Raw genomic sequence first — 22,784 nt, forward strand, 5'->3', positions numbered from 1 at the left:
GAGCGATAACCATGAAAGCACTCGTTATCGCGACCTTCGCCCTGCTCAGCAGCGCCTCGATCAGCGCCGCTGACGTTGATCAAAACCTGATCAAACAAGGCGAATACCTGGCACGGGCCGGCGACTGCGTGGCCTGTCACACCGCCAAGGACGGCAAGCCGTTCGCCGGTGGCCTGCCGATGGAAACGCCGATCGGCACGATCTACTCCACCAACATCACCCCGGACAAAACCGGCCTGGGCGACTACAGCTTCGAAGACTTCGATAAAGCCGTACGCCACGGTGTCGCCAAGAATGGCAGCACGTTGTACCCGGCGATGCCTTATCCGTCCTACGCCAGCGTCACCGAACCGGACATGCAGGCTTTGTACGCCTACTTCATGCACGGCGTGGCGCCGGTGGCCCAGGAAAACAAGGCCAGCGACATTCCCTGGCCGCTGAGCATGCGTTGGCCGCTGATGGGTTGGCGCTGGCTGTTCGCCCCGGCCGTGGCGGATTACCAGGCAGCGCCCGGTGCCGATGCGGTAGTCAGTCGTGGGGCTTATCTGGTGGAAGGCCTCGGACATTGCGGCGCATGCCATACGCCGCGTGCCCTGACCATGCAGGAAAAATCCCTGAATGCCGGCGAAGGCAGCACTTTTCTGTCAGGCAGCGCGCCGCTGGAAGGCTGGATCGCGAAAAGCCTGCGCGGCGACCACAAGGACGGCCTCGGTAGCTGGAGCGAAGAGCAACTGGTGCAATTCCTCAAGACCGGGCGCAGTGACCGCAGCGCGGTATTCGGCGGTATGAGCGATGTGGTCACCCACAGCATGCAATACATGACCGACGCCGACCTCACCGCGATTGCCCGCTACCTCAAATCCCTGCCGGCCAATGATCCCAACGACCAGCCGCACCAGTACGACAAGCAAGTCGCGCAAGCGCTGTGGAAGGGTGACGACAGCCAGCCTGGCGCCTCGGTGTACATCGACAACTGCGCGGCGTGCCACCGTACCGACGGTCATGGCTATACCCGGGTGTTCCCGGCGTTGGCGGGCAATCCGGTGTTGCAGTCGGAGGACCCGACGTCGCTGATTCACATTGTGCTCAAGGGCGGCACCTTGCCGGCCACTCACACCGCGCCGTCGACCTTCACCATGCCGGGTTTCGCCTGGCGTTTATCGGATCAGGAAGTGGCGGACGTAGTCAGTTTCATTCGCGGCAGTTGGGGCAACAAAGGCGCGCCGGTCAAGGCGAGCACCGTGGCTGATTTGCGCAAGGATGATATGAAAACCACTTCGGGCGATGACCTGGGCCAGGTCACCCAGAAGAACTGATCGCCCAGCGGCACTAGCCAGATGAACAACGCCTCGCTACTGTATATAAAACCAGTATCGAGGCGTTTTCATGTCCACTCCTCTTCCGCCACGCGGCCGCGGCACCGCCACCAATCCGCACAACCGCTTCGCGCCGAACCGTTCGGTGGCCGAGGATGACGGTTGGTATCAGGAAGCGCCGGTCACCCAGGGCACCGAGGTGCGCATCGAGACGGCGAAAACCATCATCACCCGCAACAACTCGCCGGATTTGCCCTTCGACCGTTCGATCAATCCCTATCGCGGCTGCGAGCACGGCTGCATTTATTGCTATGCGCGGCCCAGCCACGCTTATTGGGACATGTCGCCGGGGCTGGATTTCGAAACCAAGCTGATCGCCAAGACCAACGCCGCTGATGTGCTGGAAGAACAACTGTCCAAACGCGGCTATCAATGCGCGCCGATCAACCTCGGCTCCAACACCGATCCTTACCAGCCGATCGAGCGCGAACACAAAATCACCCGCCAAACCCTGGAAGTGCTGCTGCGTTACCGTCATCCAGTGACCATCATCACCAAGGGTTCGCTGATCCTGCGCGATCTGGACCTGCTGGTTGAACTCGCCGAACAGCGATTGGTGGCGGTGATGATCAGCCTCACCACCCTGGACGATGAGCTCAAGCGCATCCTCGAACCCCGCGCTGCAGCACCCAAGGCGCGATTGCGGGCGATCCGGGTGATGCGCGAAGCGGGGATTCCGGTGGGAGTTTTGTGCTCGCCGATGATTCCGATGATCAACGACAGCGAACTCGAAAGCCTGCTCACCGAGGCCCAAGCGGCCGGAGCCCAGAGCGCGGCCTATATGATGTTGCGCCTGCCCCTGGAAGTCGCGCCGCTGTTCGAGGAATGGCTGGCCGCCCACTACCCGCAGCGTGCGGCCCATGTGCTGAGCCTGATCCGGCAAAGTCGAGGCGGCGAACTCTACGACAGCCGATTCGGTGCGCGGATGCGCGGCGAAGGACCGTTCGCCGACCTGTTGGCCCAGCGCTTCAGCAAAGCCATCAAGCGTCTGGGGCTCAATCGGCGCGAAGGGTTTGATCTGGATTGCGATGCCTTCTGTCCGCCGGGTCGCCAAATGTCGTTGATTTGAGGACAATTGGCCTAAGGTTGAGTAGGGTAAAAGGCACTGAGCCATTACGCTGGTCACGTTTTTTGTGACCTGGAACACACGTTCTAGAGCGTTTGATTCAGTTTGAGTTAAGTTTCGACGGTTACCTTGTTCATCGAGTGACTGACGGGTCGTGGACTGCGACCTGGACGTTTTTTAAACAGCCACTGGCTTCATACCGGATACAACGGGACACTTTCCCGACTCCGTCAAAGAGGATGAATCATGAGTGACATGGATAAACAGCCGTTGGCTGCGTCGGCGCAAGCGCTCCCCGAGGCGGAATCCGCCGATGCAGCGCTGAAGCATATCGTTGACGGCTTTTTGCATTTTCATCACGAAATCTTTCCGCAGCAGGAAGAGCTCTTCAAGAAACTCGCCACGGCCCAGAATCCCCGGGCGATGTTCATTACCTGCGCCGATTCGCGCATCGTGCCGGAGTTGATTACCCAAAGCTCCCCGGGCGATTTGTTCGTGACCCGTAACGTCGGCAACGTTGTGCCACCTTATGGGCAAATGAACGGCGGCGTTTCCACCGCCATCGAATACGCGGTGCTGGCCCTGGGCGTGCAACACATCATCATTTGCGGGCACTCCGACTGCGGCGCCATGCGCGCAGTGCTCAACCCGCAAAGCCTGGAAAAAATGCCCACGGTCAAAGCCTGGCTGCGGCACGCCGAAGTGGCGAAAACCATGGTCCAGGAAAACTGCAATTGCGCTAACGAAAACGAAAGCATGCACATCCTCACTGAAGAGAATGTGATCGCCCAGTTGCAGCATCTGCGCACACACCCATCGGTGGCCTCGCGCATGGCCAACGGTCATCTGTTTATCCATGGCTGGGTCTACAGCATTGAAACCAGCGAAATCAGAGCTTATGACGCGGACCAGGGTCGATTCCTGCCTCTGGATGGCAGTCATCCGATTCCGGTGGCGACGCCTAAAGCGCGCTTCTAAAACCTCCTAAATCCTCGTGTGGTTTAGCCGAGGCTGCTCGTTAAGCAGCCTGGCTTTTTCACGCCTGAAGAAAACTTCGGGAGAATCCCTATGCGTGCTGCGCAATTGAAAGCTGTTCTGCCACGGGAGCTGCTGGCTTCGGTGGTTGTGTTCCTCGTGGCCCTGCCCTTATGCATGGGCATCGCCATCGCTTCGGGGTTGCCGCCGTCCAAAGGACTGATCACCGGGATTATCGGTGGTCTGGTGGTGGGCTGGATTGCCGGCTCGCCCCTGCAAGTCAGCGGCCCGGCGGCGGGTCTGGCGGTGTTGGTGTTCGAACTGGTGCGCCAGCATGGCATCTCAATGCTCGGGCCGATCCTGCTGCTCGCCGGTTTCCTGCAACTGGTGGCCGGCCGCTTGAAACTGGGTTGCTGGTTTCGGGTGACGGCACCGGCGGTGGTCTACGGCATGCTCGCCGGGATTGGTGTGTTGATCGTGCTGTCGCAAGTGCACGTGATGCTCGACGCGGTGCCCAAACCGTCGGGGCTGGATAACCTCGCAGCGTTCCCGGCCGCCGTGCTCCAGGCCTTGCCGTCGTTGGGCTGGCAGGCCGGTTTGCTCGGGCTGGCAACGATTGCGGTGATGTGGCTGTGGGAAAAATTCCGCCCGCATTCCCTGCGTTTCATTCCCGGCGCACTGCTTGGTGTAGGCCTGGCAACCGTCGCCAGCCTGATGCTCGCCTTGCAGGTCAAACGGGTGGAGGTCCCGGCCAACCTGGCAGAAGCCATCGACTGGCTGAAACCGGCGGATTTGCTCAACCTCGCCGACCCAACCCTGTTGATCGCCGCGTTCGCCGTGGCCTTTATCGCCAGCGCCGAAACCCTGCTCTCGGCCGCCGCCGTGGACCGCATGCACAGTGGTGAGCGTTCGGACTTTGACCGCGAACTGTCGGCGCAAGGCGTGGGCAACATGCTCTGCGGCTTGCTCGGCGCGCTGCCAATGACCGGCGTGATCGTGCGCAGCTCGGCCAACGTCCAGGCCGGCGCCACCACGCGCATGTCGACGATTTTCCATGGCCTGTGGCTGCTGGGGTTCGTGTTGTTGCTGTCCAGCGTGCTGCAAAGCATTCCGGTGGCGAGCCTGGCGGGTGTGTTGGTCTACACCGGCTTCAAACTGGTGGACCTCAAGGCCTTCCGTGGCTTGGGCCGTTATGGCCGGATGCCGATGTTCACCTACGCGGCGACCGCCCTGGCGATCATCTTCACCGACCTGCTGACTGGCGTGCTGATCGGTTTCGGTCTGACCCTGGCCAAACTGGCATGGAAAGCTTCACGGCTGAAAATCAGCCTGATCGATCTGCCCAAGGACGGCGAAATGGAACTGCGCTTGATCGGCGCGGCGACCTTCCTCAAGGTGCCGGCGCTGACCCAAGTGCTTGGGACCATTCCAGCGGGCGCGACGGTGCATGTGCCGCTCAATAACCTGAGCTACATCGACCATTCGTGTCTGGAGTTGCTTGAGGAGTGGGGCCGGGCGAATGCGGCCAAGGGTTCGAAGCTGCTGATTGAGGCGCGGGGGTTGAAGCGTAGATTGGAAGGCAGATTGCGCACCACGACCGGAGTAGGCTCCACCGGGTAACGAATAACCTGTAGGAGCGAGGCTTGCCCGCGAAGGCGTCTTCAAGTACGCCAAAAGCTTCGCGGGCAAGCCTCGCTCCTACAGGGATATGTGTCGCTTAGGCCGCTGGCTGATCCAGCTCCAGGCCCACGCCCAATTGGCGCGACAGGCACGGCCAGCGTTTCCACGCGGCGCCGGTGTCCGGGCTGTTGAGTTTCTCGCGGTAGGCCTCCACCGACTCCAGCGCGAAACTGTCTTCGTTAAGCATCTCGTCCACGGCGTGATGCACCGCCTCATCCAGTTGGTTGGCGAATTCTTCGCCGATCAGTTGGTGGGCAATCAGGTTGGCGACAGTCATGTCCAAGGGGATCAGTGGCTGGCCAAAATGCTTGATGTACAGGTCATTGACCTCTTCGACCAACCGGTGCGCCAGATAGGCTTCATCCAGCAAGCCGTCCAGGCCGACATGCCCGGTCATGATCGCCGGCGGCTGGAGGAAGAACTGTTCGGCGATTTTCAGCACCGGTTTGATCTGTGACTCGATGCCCGCTTCCCGTGCGACATCATTGGCAGCGTCCAGCAGGTCCGGCACTTGCTCTATATAAGCCGCGACAAAACGGGTCATCACGCCCTTGGCGTCGACATCCGGGAGCTGGATGGCGGAATGCAGGTGTGGCAGTTGGGTTTCCAGTTGGCGAGTTAACAGGCCGGTCTCGGCCTCGTGTTGTTGGGCTTTTTGGATCTGCTCGCGCAATGCGGCGGTGTTCATGAAAACTCCAGGAAACAAAGGCTGTGAAATAGGGAAGACATAACTTAGCTGGCGTAGGAAATTTCCTAAGACGCATTTGTCATAATTATTTCATCCTTGATACTTCAAAGTTATATCTATTTTGCCACCACTCGTCCGCATCCTTCTCCATTCGTGCCCTTGAACGCAAGTCCCGGCTGTTTCAGATCATTTACGCCATCACATTGCGAGGTAGCAGTCGCTGTCTATACTCGGGTGGGAATGGAGTTAGCTGATGACGCCCGACTGCACACGCAGCAAGGCCCGGTGATTCAAGTTCGTAGTCTGAAATAGCCGCTCCCTTGCCGTTGGTGAAAGCCGGCGGGATAACAAGAACGATAAGGGGAACCCGCAATGATGCGACATCCACACGTCTGGATGGGCCTCCTGTTGTGGTCAATTTTCAGCCAGGCACAAGCGGCCTGGACTGTGAATATGGCGCCGGGAGCGACTGAAATCAGTCACGCAGTATTCGACCTGCACATGACCATTTTCTGGATCTGTGTAGTCATCGGCATCATCGTCTTCGGCGCCATGTTCTGGTCGATGATGGTCCACCGCCGCTCGACCGGGCAGGTGGCCGCCAAATTTCATGAAAGCACCACCGTCGAAATCCTCTGGACCATCGTGCCCTTCATCATCCTGGTGGCCATGGCGGTTCCCGCTACTGCCACCCTGATCAAGATGTACGACGCCAGTGAGCCGGATATCGATATCCAGATCACCGGCTATCAGTGGAAGTGGCACTACAAATACCTGGGCCAGGACGTCGAGTTCTTCAGCAACCTGGCCACGCCCCAGGATCAGATCCACAACAAGGAAGCCAAGGGCGAGCACTACCTGCTTGAGGTCGACAAGCCATTGGTGCTGCCGATTGGCGCCAAGGTACGTTTCCTGGTGACTTCCGCCGACGTCATCCACTCGTGGTGGGTGCCGGCCTTTGCGGTCAAGCGCGATGCGATTCCCGGGTTCGTCAACGAAGCCTGGACCCGCATCGACAAGCCCGGCATCTACCGTGGCCAGTGCGCCGAATTGTGCGGCAAGGACCACGGCTTCATGCCGATCGTGGTCGAGGTCAAGGAGAAGGCCGATTACGACAAGTGGCTGGCCGAGCGCAAGGCTGAAGCCCTGCAGCTTAAAGAGCTGACCAGCAAGGAATGGACCCTCGACGAGCTGAAAGAGCGCGGCGACAAGATTTATCACACCACCTGCGTGGCCTGTCACCAGGCCGAAGGCCAGGGCCTGCCGCCGATGTTCCCGGCGCTCAAAGGCTCGCCGATTGCCACCGGGCCAAAAGCCGATCACCTGCACCGCGTGTACTTCGGCAAGCCAGGCACCGCGATGGCGGCGTTCGGCAAGCAGCTTTCAGAAGTCGATATCGCAGCGGTCGTGACCTATGAACGTAACGCCTGGGGCAACAACAAAGGCGACATGGTCACGCCTAAAGAAGTGCTGGAGCTGAAACAGGCGGAAAGCAAATGACCCGGTCTATCGCGTACGTAAGGAACCGGTCGGGGCAGCGCGCCCCGGCCTGCCCAGCCCATTCGTTCTCAGGAGAACGGCCATGAGTGCTGTCATCGATGATCATGGTCACGCCACCGACCACGCCCACGGCCCCGCCAAGGGCTTGATGCGTTGGGTGCTGACCACCAACCACAAGGACATCGGCACGCTGTACCTGTGGTTCGCGTTTTCCATGTTCCTGCTCGGTGGCTCGTTCGCCATGGTGATTCGCGCCGAGCTGTTTCAGCCCGGACTGCAAATCGTCGAACCGGCGTTCTTCAACCAGATGACCACCATGCACGGTCTGGTGATGGTGTTCGGTGCGGTGATGCCGGCGTTCGTCGGCCTCGCCAACTGGATGATCCCGTTGATGATCGGCGCGCCGGACATGGCCCTGCCACGGATGAACAACTTCAGCTTCTGGCTGTTGCCGGCGGCGTTCATCCTGCTGGTGTCGACCCTGTTCACCGCCGGTGGCGGACCGAACTTCGGCTGGACCTTCTACGCCCCGCTCTCTACGACTTACGCCCCGGAAAGCGTGACGTTCTTTATCTTTGCCATTCACTTGATGGGCATCAGCTCGATCATGGGCGCGATCAACGTGATCGCCACCATCCTCAACCTGCGCGCCCCCGGCATGACGCTGATGAAAATGCCGCTGTTCGTCTGGACCTGGCTGATCACCGCATTCCTGCTGATCGCGGTGATGCCGGTGCTGGCCGGGTGCGTGACGATGATGCTGATGGACATCCACTTCGGCACCAGCTTCTTCAGTGCCGCCGGTGGCGGTGACCCGGTGCTGTTCCAGCATGTGTTCTGGTTCTTCGGGCATCCCGAGGTGTACATCATGATCCTGCCGGCCTTCGGTGCCGTCAGCTCGATCATCCCGACCTTCTCGCGCAAGCCGCTGTTCGGTTACACCTCGATGGTCTACGCCACGGCGAGCATCGCGTTCCTGTCGTTTATCGTCTGGGCCCACCACATGTTCGTGGTTGGCATTCCGTTGGTGGGTGAGTTGTTCTTCATGTACGCGACGCTGCTGATCGCGGTGCCCACGGGCGTGAAGGTGTTCAACTGGGCGAGCACCATGTGGCAAGGCTCGCTGACCTTCGAAACGCCGATGCTGTTCGCCGTAGCGTTCGTGATCCTGTTCTCCATCGGCGGGTTCTCCGGGCTGATGCTGGCCATCGCCCCGGCGGACTTCCAGTATCAGGACACCTACTTCGTGGTCGCGCACTTCCACTACGTACTGGTGCCAGGGGCGATCTTCGGGATCTTCGCCTCGGCGTACTACTGGCTGCCGAAATGGACCGGCCACATGTACGACGAAACCCTGGGCAAGCTGCACTTCTGGCTGTCGTTCGTGGGCATGAACCTGACCTTCTTCCCGATGCACTTCGTGGGGCTGGCGGGCATGCCGCGACGGATTCCGGACTACAACCTGCAATTCGCCGACTTCAACATGGTGTCGTCGATTGGCGCATTCATGTTCGGCACCACGCAGTTGTTCTTCCTGTTCATCGTAATCAAGACCATCCGCGGCGGCCCGCCAGCACCAGCCAAACCGTGGGAAGGGGCCGAAGGCCTGGAGTGGAGCGTGCCGTCACCGGCGCCGTATCACACCTTCACCACGCCGCCGGAAGTGAAATGACTGTGGGAGCGGGCTTGCTCGCGAAGAACGATAACGCGGTTTGTCTGATGAACCGTGGCGCCTGCTTCGCGAGCAAGCCCGCTCCCACATGGGTTTGTGTGGAGGGCTTGCACCATGGCTGACTCGATTTCGTTGAAAAAACTGGTCACCCGCCTGCTGATGGTGGTGGTCGCCATGTTTGTCTTCGGGTTTGCCCTGGTGCCGATCTACGACGTGATGTGCAAGGCCTTCGGTATCAACGGCAAAACCGCCGGGCAGTACGAGGGCGAGCAGACGGTCGACACGTCGCGGCAAGTGCGCGTGCAGTTTCTGTCGACCAATAACGCCGACATGGTCTGGGAGTTCTATCCCAAGGGCAATGAGCTGACGGCGCATCCGGGGGCGGTGAACGAGATGATTTTCGTCGCCTACAACCCCACCGACCGCCCGATGAGCGCGCAAGCCGTGCCGAGTATCGCCCCCAGTGAAGCGGCGGCGTATTTCCACAAGACCGAATGTTTCTGCTTTACCCAGCAAGTGCTGCAGCCCGGTCAACGGATCGAGATGCCGGTACGTTTCATCGTTGACCGTGACATGCCCAAGGATGTGAAGCACCTGACGCTGTCCTACACGCTGTTCGATATCACCGCCCGACATCCACCGGTAGCTGTAAACACTGGCGGCTGAGCGTGCCCGATAAGGAGAACAATAAATGGCAACTCATGAACACTATTTCGTACCGGCCCAGAGCAAATGGCCGATCATCGCCACGGTCGGCATGTTGGTCACGGTATTCGGCCTGGCGACCTGGTTCAACGACCTGAAAGCGGCGCGCCCGGAATCCCACGGCCCGCTGATCTTTTTCGTCGGAGGGCTGCTGCTGGCGTACATGCTGTTCGGCTGGTTCGGCACGGTGATCAAGGAAAGTCGCCAAGGCTTGTATAGCGCACAGATGGATCGCTCGTTCCGCTGGGGCATGAGCTGGTTCATCTTCTCCGAGGTGATGTTCTTCATCGCTTTCTTCGGTGCACTGTTTTATGTGCGCCACGTCTCGGGGCCGGCGCTGGGGGGTGAAGGCCCGAAAGGCATCGCGCATATGCTGTGGCCGAACTTCCAGTTCACCTGGCCGCTGCTGCACACCCCGGACCCGAAACTGTTCCCGCCGCCCAAGGAAGTCATCAGCCCGTGGGGCCTGCCGCTGATCAACACGATTTTGCTGGTCAGCTCCAGCGTCACCGTGACCATCGCCCACCACGCCTTGAAAAAAGGCCATCGCGGCGCGCTGAAAATCTGGCTGGCGATCACGGTGTTGCTGGGTTGCGGCTTCCTCGCCTTGCAGGCTGAAGAATACATGCACGCCTACCACGAACTGGGGCTGACCCTCGGTTCGGGGATCTACGGCGCGACGTTCTTCATGCTCACCGGGTTCCACGGCGCCCACGTGACCATCGGCACCATCATCCTGTTCGTGATGCTGATGCGGATCATGCGCGGGCACTTCGATAACGAGCACCAGTTCGGTTTCGAAGCGGCGAGTTGGTATTGGCACTTCGTGGACGTGGTGTGGATCGGCTTGTTCGTTTTCGTTTACGTGCTCTGACGCGTTACCAAGGCGCAGTCGAGACCAACTGGCCGCTGTAGAAACCCCAGGCGATCAAGCCGACGGTGGTGGCGGCCAGGGCCACCCGAACACTCAAGGCGATGACCAGGCGATTTGAGCTGCTGTCGTCCTTGACCAGAAAAAACAGGCCGCTGAACAGGCTGACAACCGTGGCAATCAGCATCAGGACGATGGCTGCTTTGAGCATGGTGAGACTCCGGGGGAAAGGCGATGCAGATGAGTATAGCTATCGCGATCACCGACTTTCTGGCGCTGTCATGAAGCGCTTCCGGCCGGGCATCGTACCGACGATTGTAGTCGCGCTGCTGTTGCCGCTGCTGGTGTCACTGGGGTTCTGGCAGTTGAGCCGGGGCGCGGAGAAAAGCGCCCTGCTGCAAACCTACACCGAGCGGCGGGCGGCGGAACCGATGGCCAGCTCCGAGCTGCTGAACACGCAAGATCCAGCCTTCCGCCGGGTGCGCCTGCACGGTGAATTCGATGCCGAACACAGCCTGCTGCTGGACAACCGCCAGCGCGACGGCAAGGTCGGGGTCGAACTGCTGCAACCGTTCCACGATCAAGCGACCGGGCTCTGGTTGCTGGTCAATCGCGGCTGGCTGCCGTGGCCGGAGCGCCGCACGCCTGCGCAATTCAAGACCCCCACCGAAACGTTGAGTATCGACGCCTGGGTCTACGTGTCCCCCGGCGCGACCTTCCAGTTGCACGCCGATCCAAGCACCTCGACCTGGCCGAAACTGATCACCGCCGTCGAACCGGCCAAGCTCTGGGCTTCGCTTGATCGCGAAGGTTTTGCCTACGAATTACGTGAAGAAACCGGCCCCGCGTCCTACCAGGCCGATTGGCCGGTGGTGGCCATGGGGCCGGAAAAACACATCGCTTATGCCGTGCAGTGGTTCGCCATGGCGATCGCCCTGCTCGGCCTTTTTATCTATCTCGGCTGGCACAACGCAAAGGAGAAACACCATGGGAGCGGCCATGAATCCACCCAGCATGTCTGAGGCGAAGACGCCGGCGAATCGGCGCAAGGGTCGTTTGCAGTTGCTGCTGATCGTGCTGGGGGTGGTGGGTCCGATGATCCTCGCCACCGGCATGTACAAACTGAATTTCTGGGTGCCGGATGGCCGCAGTTATCACGGCGAACTGATCGGCAACGGCCAGACCCGCGCCGACCTCGGCGTGCAGGCTCAGGAGGATCGTTGGCAGATGCTGGTTACCGCGCCGAAGGATTGCGCGGTGGATTGTCAGCAATTGGTTTATCTGGCGCGGCAGATCCAGATTGGCCTCGGCCGTGATGCGTCTCGCGCCAGCCATGCACTGGCCGCCGCGCAACCGCTGAGCGCCGACTACGAAGCCAAGCTGACACGCGAGTATCCGCAGCTGCAGCGTTACCCCATGGACCTCACCACGTTCAGCAAGACCACTGGCGACAAAACTGCGCCGCAACTGTGGATCATCGATCCCCACGGCAATCTGGTGCTGCGCTACGACCCGACCGTGAAGGGCAAGGACCTGCTGAACGATCTGCGTCACCTGTTGAAACTGTCGAACATCGGATAAGGGCATCGTCATGGCCAAACCTGGATTTCGCCTCGCGCTGTTTGCCACCCTGCTGGCACTGATTGTGGTGTTGCTCGGCGCCTACACCCGCCTGACCCACGCCGGCCTCGGCTGCCCGGACTGGCCGGGTTGCTACGGCTTTATCAGCGTGCCAAAAAGCGAAGCCCAACTGGCCCATGCCGAACTGCATTTCCCTGACACACCGGTGGTAGCCCATAAGGGCTGGAACGAGATGATCCACCGCTACTTCGCCGGCACCCTGGGGCTGTTGATCTCGGTGCTGGCCGGTCGCGCCTGGGTGCATCGGCGCCATCCCGGGCAACCGGTGAAGTTGCCGCTGTTCCTGCTCGCGGTGGTATTTGCCCAAGCCGCGTTTGGCATGTGGACGGTAACGCTCAAGCTCTGGCCGCAAGTGGTGACCGGGCATTTGCTCGGCGGCTTTGCGACCTTGAGTCTGTTGTTTCTGCTGACGCTGAGACTGTCCGGCGTATTGCCGGCACTGACCGTGCCCAAGCGTTTGCAGTACTGGGCGACCGCAGGTTTGCTGCTGGTGATCCTGCAAATCGCCCTCGGCGGCTGGGTCAGTTCCAACTACGCGGCGGTGGCGTGCATCGACTTCCCAACCTGCCACGGCCAATGGCTGCCCCCGGCGGATTTCGCCAACGGCTTTCACCTGACTCAACACATCGGCCCCAATTACCTCGGCGGGCAACTGGACAGCGATGCCCGCACGGCGATTCACCTGACCCACCGCATCGGCGCGCTGCTGGTGACGCTGGTGCTGCTCGGTCTGGCCTGGCAACTGAAAGTGGTTGGCATGACCCGTCTGGCGGGCCTGGTGCTGATCGCCCTCGGCGCACAAATCACCCTGGGCATCAGCAACGTGCTGTTTCACCTGCCGCTGCCCATCGCCGTCGCCCACAACGCGGGCGGCGCGGCGCTGTTGCTGACCATGGTGCTGGTCAATTATCACGCGCGAACCAGTCTGGTTCGGGTCAAGCAACAAGCGCCTGCGCGCTGGCGCTTCAGCCCGCGTAAACATTCAGCCGGGCCCATAACAATAAAAGGAGAAATGCCATGGCGGTTCTGATTGGCGAACGTCACAGCCAGGCAATCTGGCGCGATTATCTGGAGCTGACCAAGCCGAAAGTGGTGGTGCTGATGCTCATCACATCGTTGGTGGGCATGTTCCTCGCGACCCGCGCCGGGGTGCCGTGGACGGTGCTGGTGTTTGGCAACCTGGGGATCGCCTTGTGTGCCGGGGGTGCGGCGGCGGTCAATCATGTGGTGGATCGGCGGATCGATGCGGTGATGGCGCGCACGCACAAGCGGCCACTGGCGGAAGGCCGGGTGTCGCCGAGGGCGGCGCTGACCTTTGCGCTGGTGCTGGCGGTGCTCGGCCAAGCCGTTTTGCTGGCCTTCACCAACCCGCTGACCGCGTGGCTGACCCTCGCCTCCCTGCTCGGTTACGCCGTGGTCTACACCGGTTTCCTGAAACGGGCGACTCCGCAGAATATCGTCATCGGCGGCCTGGCCGGTGCCGCACCACCGCTGCTCGGTTGGGTCGCGGCCACCGGTCACGTCAGCGCCGAACCGCTGCTGCTGGTGCTGATCATCTTCGCCTGGACCCCGCCACACTTCTGGGCCCTGGCCATTCACCGCAAAGAGGAATACGCCAAGGCCGATATCCCGATGTTGCCGGTGACCCACGGCGAGCACTACACCAAAGTCCACATCCTGCTTTACACCTTCGCGCTGCTGGCGGTCAGCCTGATGCCGTATGTGATCCATATGAGCGGCGTGCTCTACCTGGTTTGTGCTTTGGCGCTGGGCGCGAGGTTTCTGCAATGGGCCGTGGTGCTGTACCGTGGCACTCGGCCGCACGCGGCGATCAACACCTTCAAGTACTCTATCTGGTACTTGTTCCTGCTGTTCATCGCCCTGCTCGTAGACCACTACTTACTGTTGAACCTATGACTCGAACTCAGAAAACCGTCTTCATCCTCGTTGCCCTGATCGCGTTGGTTTTGGGCCTGACCGTGAACAAAGTGCTGTCCGGCAAAGGCCAGGGCGACCCGACGGCCCTGATCGACGCAGGGATCATCCTGTTGCCGCAAAGCCGCAACCTGCCGGACGTGACCATGACCGACGTGGACGGTAAACCGGTGCTGGTCAACGAGCTGAAAGGCAAGTGGAGCCTGCTGTTCTTCGGCTACACCTTCTGCCCGGATATCTGCCCGACCACCCTCGCCCAGTTGCGCCAGATCAAGAGTGAACTGCCGCCAGAGGCCGTGGCCAAGTTGCAGGTCATCCTGGTCAGCGTCGACCCGAACCGCGACACGCCCAAGCAGCTCAAACAGTACCTGGGCTACTTCGACCCGCAGTTCCAGGGTTTAACCGCGTCGAGCGTGGATGACATCCAGAAACTGGCCAACGCAGTAAGTATTCCGTTTATTCCGGCGGACACCAGCAAGCCGAACTACACCGTCGACCACAGCGGCAACCTCGCGGTGATCGGGCCGGACGGCACCCAGCGCGGGTTCATCCGTGCACCGTTGAACAACACCAAACTGGTGGCGCAATTGCCGGTGATGCTCAAGCGCAACTAATTCAGGAGACACCGCCCCCCTGTGGGAGCGGGCTTGCTCGCGAAAGCGCTAGGTCAGCCAACATATAGGCTGAATGACACACCGCATTCGCGAGCAAGCCCGCTCCCACAGGGGTCGGTTTTTCAGTCAAAAAAAGGGGACGCTCATGTCGTCCCCTTTTTCGTTACATCCGCAGATCAGAACGCCGGCAGTACCGCGCCTTTGTACTTCTCGAGAATGAACGCTTTCACTTCCGGGCTGTGCAGCGCGGCAACCAGTTTCTTCATCGCGTCGCTGTCCTTGTCGTCCGGGCGGGCGACCAGGATGTTCACGTATGGCGAGTCGTTGCCTTCGATCACCAGCGCATCCTTGGACGGATCAAGCTTGGCTTCCAGCGCATAGTTGGTGTTGATCAGCGCCAGGTCGACCTGGGTCAGCACGCGGGGAATGGTCGCGGCTTCCAGTTCGCGGAATTTCAGGTCCTTGGAGTTTTCGGTGATGTCCTTGACCGTCGACAGGATGTTATTCGGCTCCTTCAACTTGATCAGGCCAGCCTTCTGCAGCAGCAACAGCGCACGACCGCCGTTGGTGGCGTCGTTCGGGATCACCACGTTGGCGCCGCCAGGCAATTCGTCCAATTTCTTCAACTTGCTGGAGTAAGCGCCCAGGGGTTCGAGGTGCACGCCGGCCACGGCAACGAGGTTGGTGCCCTTGGCCTTGTTGAACTCATCCAGGTACGGCTGGTGCTGGAAGAAGTTGGCGTCCAGGCGCTTTTCGGCGACTTGCACGTTCGGCTGGATGTAATCGGTGAAGACCTTGACCTTCAGGTCCACGCCTTCTTTGGCCAGGGCCGGTTTCACGAACTCCAGAATCTCCGCGTGCGGGACTGGGGAGGCGGCAACGGTCAGTTCGTCCGCCTGGGCGGAAAACGCCGCTACAGCAGCCAATGCGACGAGTAGTTTTTTCATTCAGCTAACTCCTTGTGGGCGCCCGTGTGGCGCCTGCCAGCGAATGGCCGGCTCATGCATTTAATGACAAAAGCTTATTTACGCGAAAAGTGTACGACCAGCCTGTCGCCAACGGTCTGCAACACTTGAACCAGCACCAGCAGCAACACCACCGTGACGATCATCACGTCGGTCTGGAAACGCTGGTAGCCGAAACGGATCGCCAGGTCGCCCAGACCACCGGCGCCGACCACACCGGCCATCGCCGTGTAGGACACCAGTGTAATCGCCGTCACCGTAATCGCCGCGAAGATGCCCGGGCGGGCTTCCGGCAGCAACGCATTGATGATGATCTGGCGGGTCGTCGCGCCCATGGCCTGGGTTGCTTCGATGATGCCGCGATCCACTTCACGCAAAGCGGTTTCCACCAGGCGTCCGAAGAACGGCGTGGCGCCGATCACCAGCGGTGGGATCGCACCGGCGACCCCCAGCGATGTGCCGGTGATCAACACGGTGAACGGAATCATGACGATCAGTAGAATGATGAACGGCAGCGACCGCAGGATGTTCACCACCAGCGACATCAGGCCATAGACCGCGCTGTTTGCCAGCAACTGGCGCGGGCTGCTCAGAAACAGCAGCACCCCCAGCGGCAGGCCGAGCAGAACAGTGAACAGCAACGAACCACCGAGCATCTGCAGGGTGTCGCTGGTGGCCAGGCCGATTTCCGCCCAGTCGATGTTTTTGAAGAATTCTTTGGCCGCTTCGAGATAGGCTTCGTAAGTTTCCATCAGCGCAGCACCTCCATGTGGACGTCAGCCGCGGTGAAGAGGCCGAACGCAGCCTCCATGTCGCCACCGGTGACGGCCAGGGTCAGTTGCCCGTAAGGGACGTCTTTGATGCGGTCGATACGACCGGCGAGGATGCTGTAGTCCACACCGGTTTCCCGGGCGACGGTGCCGAGTAACGGCGCGTAGGTCGCTTCACCCTGGAACGTCAGACGCACGATGCGCCCCGGTACGTGGGAAAAGTCGTCGCGCTGTTCGCTTTCGTCAATCTGCTCGTCTTCCTGCACGAAACGCTTGGTGGTCGGGTGCTTCGGATGAAGGAACACCTCGGCCACCGTGCCTTGCTCGACGATCACTCCGGCGTCCATCACTGCCACTTGGTCGCAGACCCGACGGATCACGTCCATCTCGTGGGTAATCAGAACGATGGTCAGCTTCAGCTCGCGGTTGATCTCGGCCAGCAATTGCAGGACCGACGCAGTGGTCTGCGGATCCAGGGCGCTGGTGGCTTCGTCGCAAAGCAGGATTTTCGGCTTGGTCGCCAGGGCGCGGGCGATGCCGACGCGCTGCTTCTGGCCACCGGACAACTGCGCCGGGTACTTCTTGGCATGGTCGGACAGGCCCACTCGCGCCAGCAATTCGGCCACGCGCTGGTCGATCTCACTGCGAGAGAGTTCACCGGCCAGGGTCAGCGGCAGCGCGACGTTGTCGGCCACGGTCTTGGACGCCAGCAAGTTGAAGTGCTGGAAGATCATCCCGACCTGCTGGCGAAAACGCCGCAGGCTGTTGGCATCCAGTGCGGTGACTTCTTCGCCATCGACGAAGATCTTGCCGCCACTGGAATTCTCCAGGCGATTGATCAGACGCAGCAGGGTACTTTTTCCCGCACCGGAATGACCGATCAGACCGAAGACCTGACCGTTCTCAATCGTCAGACTGGTCGGATGCAGGGCGGGAATATCCTTACCGGCGACGCGGTAAGTCTTATGGACGTTTTGAAACTCGATCACGTAGCGAACCTTGTGGGGCGCGTTGGAATGGGATCAGCGGTTAGCCGGGCGCGCATTTTAGCCTGTCCGTATAGAGGTTATTAGCATTTATTCCGCATTCAACCTTTCATTTGGCAATAACGCGATCAAAGGTCATAAAAAAGGAACGGTCAAAAACCCCATCAGTCACTAATAAGGCAACTCGAAAACACCCCCGGTGCCGTGCCAGGGGAATGCATAAGCGTCCTGGCTAAGGCAGGAATCGCCACGAGGAGTTTACGACTGATGAGTACTAAAAAGCCTGCCGCACCCAAAAGCGCACTGGCCGGGACCGATACCCTGGACCGCGGCAATACAAACGCCAAGCTCGACAGCCTGGAGAAATTTCGCTCCGACGCCACCGAACAGGCCCTGCGCACTAACCAGGGAGTGAAGGTTTCGGATAACCAGAACACCCTGAAGGTCGGCGCCCGCGGGCCGTCGCTGCTGGAAGATTTCATCATGCGTGAAAAAATCACGCATTTTGACCATGAGCGCATCCCGGAGCGCATCGTCCACGCCCGCGGCACCGGCGCCCATGGTTTCTTCCAGACCTACGAGAACCATTCCGCGCTGACAAAGGCGGGATTCCTACAGGACCCAGGGCAGAAAACCCCGGTGTTCGTGCGCTTTTCCACTGTGCAAGGCCCACGCGGGTCAGGCGATACCGTGCGGGACGTACGCGGTTTCGCCGTGAAGTTCTTCACCGACGAAGGCAACTTCGACCTGGTGGGCAACAACATGCCGGTGTTCTTCATCCAGGACGCGATCAAGTTTCCCGACTTCGTGCATGCGGTCAAACCCGAGCCCCACAATGAAATACCTACCGGCGGCTCGGCCCATGACACGTTCTGGGACTTCGTCTCGCTGCAACCCGAATCGGCGCACATGGTCATTTGGGCGATGTCGGACCGGGCGATCCCGAAAAGCCTGCGCAGCATGCAGGGCTTCGGTGTGCACACGTTCCGCCTGGTGAATGCCGAGGGCAAATCGCGCTTCGTCAAATTCCACTGGCGCCCTACCGCCGGCACTTGCTCGCTGGTGTGGGATGAGGCGCAGAAGCTCGCCGGTAAAGACACTGACTACCACCGTCGCGATCTCTGGGAATCCATCGAGATCGGGGACTACCCGGAATGGGAATTGGGCGTACAGGTCATCGAGGAAGAAAACGAGCACAGCTTCGACTTCGACATCCTTGACCCGACCAAGCTGATTCCGGAAGAAATCGTCCCGATCACGCCACTGGGCAAAATGGTGCTGAACCGCAACCCGGATAACTTCTTCGCTGAAACCGAGCAGGTCGCGTTCTGCCCCGGGCATATCGTGCCGGGCATCGATTTCTCCAACGATCCGCTGCTACAAGGCCGGTTGTTTTCCTACACCGATACGCAGATCAGCCGACTCGGCGGGCCGAATTTTCACGAGATCCCGATCAACCGCCCGGTGGCGCCGTTCCATAACGGCCAGCGCGATGCTTTGCACCGCATGACCATCGACAAGGGGCGCGCATCCTACGAACCGAACTCGATTGACGGTGGCTGGCCGAAGGAAACCCCGCCAGCGGCGAAGGATGGCGGCTTCGAGACGTATCCGGAACGCATCGACGCGAACAAGATCCGCCAGCGTAGCGAGTCGTTCGGCGATCACTTCTCCCAGGCGCGGCTGTTTTTTCACAGCATGAGCAAGCACGAGCAGGAACACATCATCTCGGCCTACAGCTTCGAGCTGGGCAAGGTTGATCGGTTGTGGATTCGTGAGCGGCAGGTCAATGAGATCCTGGCCAATATCGATCTGGAACTGGCCAAGCGTGTGGCGCAGAACCTGGGGCTGCCGGCGCCGAAAGCGGGGACCGTGGACGTGCCAAAAACGTCGCTGGACCGCTCGCCGGCCCTGAGCCAGGCCAACTTGCTGCCAGAGAACATCAAGACCCGAAAAGTGGCGATCCTTGCCGCCAACGGCGTCGATGGTGCCGCGATTGATGCGATGAAAAAGGCACTGGCGACAGAGGGGGCTCACGCCAAACTGCTTGGCCCGACGTCTGCTCCGGTGACAACCGCCGATGGCAAATCACTGCCGGTGGATGCATCGATGGAAGGCTTGCCCTCCGTAGCGTTCGACGCGGTGTTCGTGCCCGGTGGCGCGGCGTCGATCAAGGCGTTGAGCACCGATGGCGTGGCGCTGCATTACTTGCTGGAAGCGTACAAACACCTGAAGGCGATCGCGTTGCATGGCGAGGCCAAGCAACTGCTGGATGTGTTGAAACTGGAGGCGGATGCGGGCTTGATCGTTGGCGCGGATGCCAAGTTGTTCAAGGCGTTTTTTGCCGCGATTGGGCAACACCGGGTTTGGGATCGCGAGCCGAAGGCCAAGGCGATTCCGGCTTAGAGAGGTGTTTCGCTAGGGAGGACGCCTTCGCGGGCAAGCCTCGCTCCTACAGGGTTCGTGTGGTGTTCTGAACAACGCGAACCTGTAGGAGCGAGGCTTGCCCGCGAAGCTTTTAGGGCTTACGCGGACTCAACACCATCTGCGCCGGAATGTTGCGCAAAATCTGCTTCTCCAGCTTCAGGTCAAACCCCGAATCCAGCTTCTTCACCCGTTTGGTGAGCAGCGTGGCCAGCCACGGGTAATCCTGGGTGCGCGGTGCCTGGATGCTCACGTCACACTGGTAATTCACCACATCCGTGGCAATCGCATCCAGTTGGCGGCGAAGTTTGCCCATATCGTTGAGGTTCAACGCAACTGTGGTGCTTTCAGCCGTAGGGTCGATCACTTTCGCTTTCGGCCGGGCTTCGGCCGCCATCAGCGCCGCTTCGGCCCGGTCCAGCTCTGCCTTGCGTGCATTGACGATGGCATTGTTCACCCCGCCAGTCAGCGCCGGGGCCTTGGGCATCAACGCCCGGGCACGACTCAGGGCAGTCGCGGCCGCGTTAACGTCACCTTTTTGCAGCACTATCTGGCTGCGGCGCAGATAGGCTTCGGCCAGTTGCCGTTGGTATTGCACAAGCGACGGGTCGTTGGGCGACTCAGCCTGCAAGGCGGCCAGTTGATCTTCGGCGGTGGCCAGCTCGCTGCTGGCCAGGTTTTGTTCCAGTTGTGCGATGGCCGTGGCCCGCGCATCGGGGACCTCGGGGGCCGCCGGTGGCGTGCTTTGGCAAGCGCCCAGCAGCAGGGAAAATGCGGCAAGGAGCAGATAACGGGAGGCGAACGGCTTCATTCCTGCGACTCTCTATTTGCGCAAAAAACGAGCAAGTCTACACCCCTCGACGGGGCAGGACAAAACTCAGCAGAAACAGCGCGGCGGCCGTCACCACAATCGACGGGCCCGCCGGGGTGTCCTTGAACCATGACAACGCGAGCCCGCCACACACCGCGAGCATGCCCAGCAGGCTCGCGCCCACTGCCATCTGCTCCGGCGAGCGGGCGTGACGTTGTGCCGCAGCCGCCGGGATGATCAACAGCGAAGTAATCAGCAACACACCGACGATTTTCATCGCCACGGCGATCACCACGGCGATCAGCAACATCAGGGTCAAACGCAACGCCGCTACCGGCAAACCTTCCACCGTGGCCAATTCTTCGTGCACGGTGATTGCCAGCAGTGGTCGCCACAACGTCACCAGCAACGCCAGTACCGCCGCGCTGCCGCCGAGGATCCAGGCCAGATCGGTCGGGCTGATCGCCAGCAGGTCGCCGAACAGATAGGCCATCAGGTCGATCCGAACTTCGTGCATGAAGCTTAGTACCACCAGACCCAACGAGAGGGTGCTGGGTGCGAGAATTCCCAAAAGAGTGTCGGACGCCAGCGGCTGACGCTGTTGCAAGGTCACCAGCAGCACCGCCAGCAGCAGGCAGCCAACGGTGACTGCAACGGTGGGGCTGACATCCAGCAAGAAGCCCAGGGCCACGCCCAGCAACGCCGCGTGCGAGAGGGTGTCGCCGAAATAGGCCATGCGCCGCCAGACCACGAAAGAACCCAGCGGACCCGCGACCAAGGCCAGGGCCAGACCTGCAAGCAGGGCGTAGAGCAGAAAATCAGCCATGCTTGCAGCTATCTCCGTGAACGTGGGGTTGGGCCGACGGGGCCGCGCTGACCACCGAGCCGTGCAGGTCGTGGGCGTGGTCGTGATGGTGGTGATAAATCGCCAGGCTCTGGGCGTTCTTGCCAAACAGCTCGACGAAGGCCGGATCGCCGCTGACCTGTTCCGGGTGCCCGGAGCAGCAGACGTGGCGATTCAGGCAAACCACCTGGTCGGTGGTGCTCATCACCAGGTGCAAATCGTGGGAAACCATCAACACGCCGCAACCGTGACGGTCCCGCAGGCGCGTGATCAGGCTGTACAGCTCGGCCTGGCCCGCCACATCGACGCCTTGCACCGGTTCGTCGAGCACCAGCAGCTCCGGCTCGCGCAACAACGCACGGGCCAGCAGCACCCGTTGCATTTCGCCACCGGAAACACTTTGCACCGGGCTGTCGATGACCTGCTCGGCGCCGACTTCCTTGAGTGCCGCCAAGGCGCGGGCACGGTCTACACCGGGCACCAGACGCAGAAAGCGCAGCACCGAGAGCGGCAGGGTTGGATCGACGTGAAGTTTTTGCGGCATGTAACCGACGCGCAGCTTCGGTTTGCGCCAGACGCTGCCGCTGTCTGGCTTCAACAGGCCGAGCACGGCGCGTACCAGGGTGGTCTTGCCGGCACCGTTGGGGCCGATCAGGGTGACGATCTGCCCCGGTTCGACGCTCAGATCGATGTTTTCCAGCACGTTTTGCCCGGCAAACGTGACGGCGACCTGTTCAAGACGGATCAGCGCGTTGCTCATCAAGCCCCCTGGCAACCCGAGCAGAGCCCGACCACTTCGACGGTCTGGGCTTCCACCACGAACCCGACATCCTTGGCGCTGATGACAATCGCATCGCTGATGGATTTCTGTTCCAGCTCGATGGCGGCGTGGCATTCGCGGCAAATCAGGAACTGGCCCTGGTGGGCGTGCTCCGGATGATTGCAGCCAACGAAGGCGTTGAGCGAGGAGATGCGGTGTACGAGGCCGTTTTCCAGCAGGAAATCCAGGGCGCGGTACACGGTCGGCGGCGCGGCACGGCGGCCATCCTGCTCGCTGAGCACCGCCAGAATGTCGTAGGCACCCAGCGGTTTATGGCTTTGCCACACCAGTTCCAGCACCCGCCGGCGCAGGGCGGTCAGGCGCAGGCCTTGACGTGCGCACAGGGCATCGGCCTCAGACAATGCGCTGTGAACGCAATGAGAGTGGTCGTGGGGACGGCTGGCAATCGGTGTTTTAGGCATGAGCGGCGACGAGTTTTGT

At 60.8% G+C, this 22,784-nt stretch carries 23 protein-coding genes and 1 pseudogene; 15 read left to right on the forward strand and 9 right to left on the reverse strand.

Annotated features, from left to right (window positions below):
- The first annotated feature begins 11 nt into the window (after window positions 1-11).
- The 4 genes from BK665_RS20520 (at window position 12) to BK665_RS20535 (ending at window position 5,037) form a co-directional block, all read left to right on the forward strand.
- The gene (locus BK665_RS20520) at window positions 12-1,316 is read left to right on the forward strand and encodes a c-type cytochrome (protein ID WP_123408472.1); all 1,305 of its coding nucleotides are present in this window, start codon (window positions 12-14) and stop codon (window positions 1,314-1,316) included.
- A 70-nt stretch (window positions 1,317-1,386) separates the two neighbouring features.
- On the forward strand, window positions 1,387-2,445 hold the full coding sequence (locus BK665_RS20525) for a PA0069 family radical SAM protein (protein ID WP_123408473.1): 1,059 nt from the start codon (window positions 1,387-1,389) through the stop codon (window positions 2,443-2,445).
- Window positions 2,446-2,688: 243 nt separating this feature from the next.
- Window positions 2,689-3,420 carry a carbonic anhydrase gene (locus tag BK665_RS20530; protein WP_123408474.1) on the forward strand — a complete coding sequence of 244 codons (732 nt, stop codon included), beginning with the start codon at window positions 2,689-2,691 and terminating at the stop codon, window positions 3,418-3,420.
- A 90-nt stretch (window positions 3,421-3,510) separates the two neighbouring features.
- Complete coding sequence (locus BK665_RS20535; RefSeq protein ID WP_123408475.1) at window positions 3,511-5,037, forward strand: SulP family inorganic anion transporter; 1,527 nt, start codon at window positions 3,511-3,513, stop codon at window positions 5,035-5,037.
- A gap of 97 nt (window positions 5,038-5,134) precedes the next feature.
- Here the strand turns inward: BK665_RS20535 and BK665_RS20540 are convergent, their stop codons facing one another.
- Window positions 5,135-5,785 carry a hypothetical protein gene (locus tag BK665_RS20540; RefSeq protein WP_123408476.1) on the reverse strand — a complete coding sequence of 217 codons (651 nt, stop codon included), beginning with the start codon at window positions 5,783-5,785 and terminating at the stop codon, window positions 5,135-5,137.
- 372 nt (window positions 5,786-6,157) lie between these two features.
- Here BK665_RS20540 and coxB point away from each other — a divergent pair, with 372 nt between their 5' ends.
- The 4 genes from coxB to BK665_RS20560 all read left to right on the forward strand — a co-directional run bounded on the left by coxB (window position 6,158) and on the right by BK665_RS20560 (window position 10,536).
- Entirely contained in the window at window positions 6,158-7,285 is a 1,128-nt protein-coding gene (gene coxB, locus BK665_RS20545; RefSeq protein ID WP_123408477.1) for a cytochrome c oxidase subunit II, read from the forward strand.
- An 82-nt stretch (window positions 7,286-7,367) separates the two neighbouring features.
- Entirely contained in the window at window positions 7,368-8,957 is a 1,590-nt protein-coding gene (ctaD, locus tag BK665_RS20550; RefSeq protein WP_123408478.1) for a cytochrome c oxidase subunit I, read from the forward strand.
- A gap of 114 nt (window positions 8,958-9,071) precedes the next feature.
- Window positions 9,072-9,623: a cytochrome c oxidase assembly protein gene (locus tag BK665_RS20555; RefSeq protein ID WP_123408479.1), complete on the forward strand. Its 552-nt coding sequence runs from the start codon at window positions 9,072-9,074 to the stop codon at window positions 9,621-9,623.
- A gap of 25 nt (window positions 9,624-9,648) precedes the next feature.
- On the forward strand, window positions 9,649-10,536 hold the full coding sequence (locus tag BK665_RS20560) for a cytochrome c oxidase subunit 3 (protein ID WP_123408480.1): 888 nt from the start codon (window positions 9,649-9,651) through the stop codon (window positions 10,534-10,536).
- 4 nt (window positions 10,537-10,540) lie between these two features.
- Here the strand turns inward: BK665_RS20560 and BK665_RS20565 are convergent, their stop codons facing one another.
- Window positions 10,541-10,744: a twin transmembrane helix small protein gene (locus tag BK665_RS20565; protein WP_027926133.1), complete on the reverse strand. Its 204-nt coding sequence runs from the start codon at window positions 10,742-10,744 to the stop codon at window positions 10,541-10,543.
- A gap of 70 nt (window positions 10,745-10,814) precedes the next feature.
- On the opposite strand from BK665_RS20565, the gene BK665_RS20570 reads away from it, so the two are divergent.
- From BK665_RS20570 to BK665_RS34925, 6 genes and pseudogenes are all read left to right on the forward strand, one after another.
- Window positions 10,815-11,555: an SURF1 family protein gene (locus BK665_RS20570; RefSeq protein ID WP_123408481.1), complete on the forward strand. Its 741-nt coding sequence runs from the start codon at window positions 10,815-10,817 to the stop codon at window positions 11,553-11,555.
- The gene (locus BK665_RS20575) at window positions 11,521-12,114 is read left to right on the forward strand and encodes a PA_0111/PP_0108 family redox-active disulfide protein (RefSeq protein ID WP_123408683.1); all 594 of its coding nucleotides are present in this window, start codon (window positions 11,521-11,523) and stop codon (window positions 12,112-12,114) included. Before BK665_RS20570 ends, BK665_RS20575 begins: the two co-directional genes overlap by 35 nt.
- Window positions 12,115-12,124: 10 nt before the next feature.
- On the forward strand, window positions 12,125-13,204 hold the full coding sequence (locus BK665_RS20580; protein WP_123408482.1) for a COX15/CtaA family protein: 1,080 nt from the start codon (window positions 12,125-12,127) through the stop codon (window positions 13,202-13,204).
- Window positions 13,192-14,091 carry a heme o synthase gene (cyoE, locus tag BK665_RS20585; protein WP_123408483.1) on the forward strand — a complete coding sequence of 300 codons (900 nt, stop codon included), beginning with the start codon at window positions 13,192-13,194 and terminating at the stop codon, window positions 14,089-14,091. The genes BK665_RS20580 and cyoE overlap by 13 nt, the downstream gene beginning before the upstream one ends.
- Entirely contained in the window at window positions 14,088-14,723 is a 636-nt protein-coding gene (locus BK665_RS20590; RefSeq protein ID WP_123408484.1) for an SCO family protein, read from the forward strand. Before cyoE ends, BK665_RS20590 begins: the two co-directional genes overlap by 4 nt.
- Window positions 14,723-14,837 (forward strand): annotated as a pseudogene (locus tag BK665_RS34925) (metal ABC transporter ATP-binding protein); the annotation flags it as partial. The gene BK665_RS20590 and the pseudogene BK665_RS34925, both read left to right, overlap by 1 nt.
- A gap of 62 nt (window positions 14,838-14,899) precedes the next feature.
- Here the strand turns inward: BK665_RS34925 and BK665_RS20600 are convergent.
- The 3 genes from BK665_RS20600 to BK665_RS20610 form a co-directional block, all read right to left on the reverse strand.
- Window positions 14,900-15,670, reverse strand: coding sequence for a MetQ/NlpA family ABC transporter substrate-binding protein (locus BK665_RS20600; RefSeq protein WP_123408485.1), 771 nt, complete (start codon window positions 15,668-15,670; stop codon window positions 14,900-14,902).
- A 74-nt stretch (window positions 15,671-15,744) separates the two neighbouring features.
- Complete coding sequence (locus BK665_RS20605; protein ID WP_123408486.1) at window positions 15,745-16,440, reverse strand: methionine ABC transporter permease; 696 nt, start codon at window positions 16,438-16,440, stop codon at window positions 15,745-15,747.
- On the reverse strand, window positions 16,440-17,447 hold the full coding sequence (locus BK665_RS20610) for a methionine ABC transporter ATP-binding protein (protein ID WP_123408487.1): 1,008 nt from the start codon (window positions 17,445-17,447) through the stop codon (window positions 16,440-16,442). The genes BK665_RS20605 and BK665_RS20610 overlap by 1 nt, the downstream gene beginning before the upstream one ends.
- A gap of 264 nt (window positions 17,448-17,711) precedes the next feature.
- Between BK665_RS20610 and katE the strand changes: the two genes are divergently transcribed.
- Entirely contained in the window at window positions 17,712-19,850 is a 2,139-nt protein-coding gene (gene katE, locus BK665_RS20615; protein ID WP_123408488.1) for a catalase HPII, read from the forward strand.
- Window positions 19,851-19,962: 112 nt separating this feature from the next.
- Here katE and BK665_RS20620 read toward each other — a convergent pair whose 3' ends face one another.
- From BK665_RS20620 to zur, 4 genes are read right to left on the reverse strand one after another with little or no spacing between them, the layout of a single operon-like run.
- A complete protein-coding gene (locus tag BK665_RS20620; protein WP_123408489.1) occupies window positions 19,963-20,679 on the reverse strand; it encodes a PA5502 family lipoprotein in 717 nt (238 codons plus the stop codon).
- Window positions 20,680-20,716: 37 nt separating this feature from the next.
- Window positions 20,717-21,505, reverse strand: coding sequence for a zinc ABC transporter permease subunit ZnuB (znuB, locus tag BK665_RS20625; RefSeq protein ID WP_123408490.1), 789 nt, complete (start codon window positions 21,503-21,505; stop codon window positions 20,717-20,719).
- Window positions 21,498-22,283, reverse strand: coding sequence for a zinc ABC transporter ATP-binding protein ZnuC (gene znuC / locus BK665_RS20630; protein WP_123408491.1), 786 nt, complete (start codon window positions 22,281-22,283; stop codon window positions 21,498-21,500). The genes znuB and znuC overlap by 8 nt, the downstream gene beginning before the upstream one ends.
- The gene (gene zur / locus BK665_RS20635) at window positions 22,283-22,765 is read right to left on the reverse strand and encodes a zinc uptake transcriptional repressor Zur (RefSeq protein ID WP_123408492.1); all 483 of its coding nucleotides are present in this window, start codon (window positions 22,763-22,765) and stop codon (window positions 22,283-22,285) included. Before zur ends, znuC begins: the two co-directional genes overlap by 1 nt.
- Window positions 22,766-22,784: the final 19 nt, after the last annotated feature.

Source organism: Pseudomonas frederiksbergensis (assembly GCF_003732665.1).
Classification (GTDB): domain Bacteria; phylum Pseudomonadota; class Gammaproteobacteria; order Pseudomonadales; family Pseudomonadaceae; genus Aquipseudomonas; species Aquipseudomonas frederiksbergensis_G.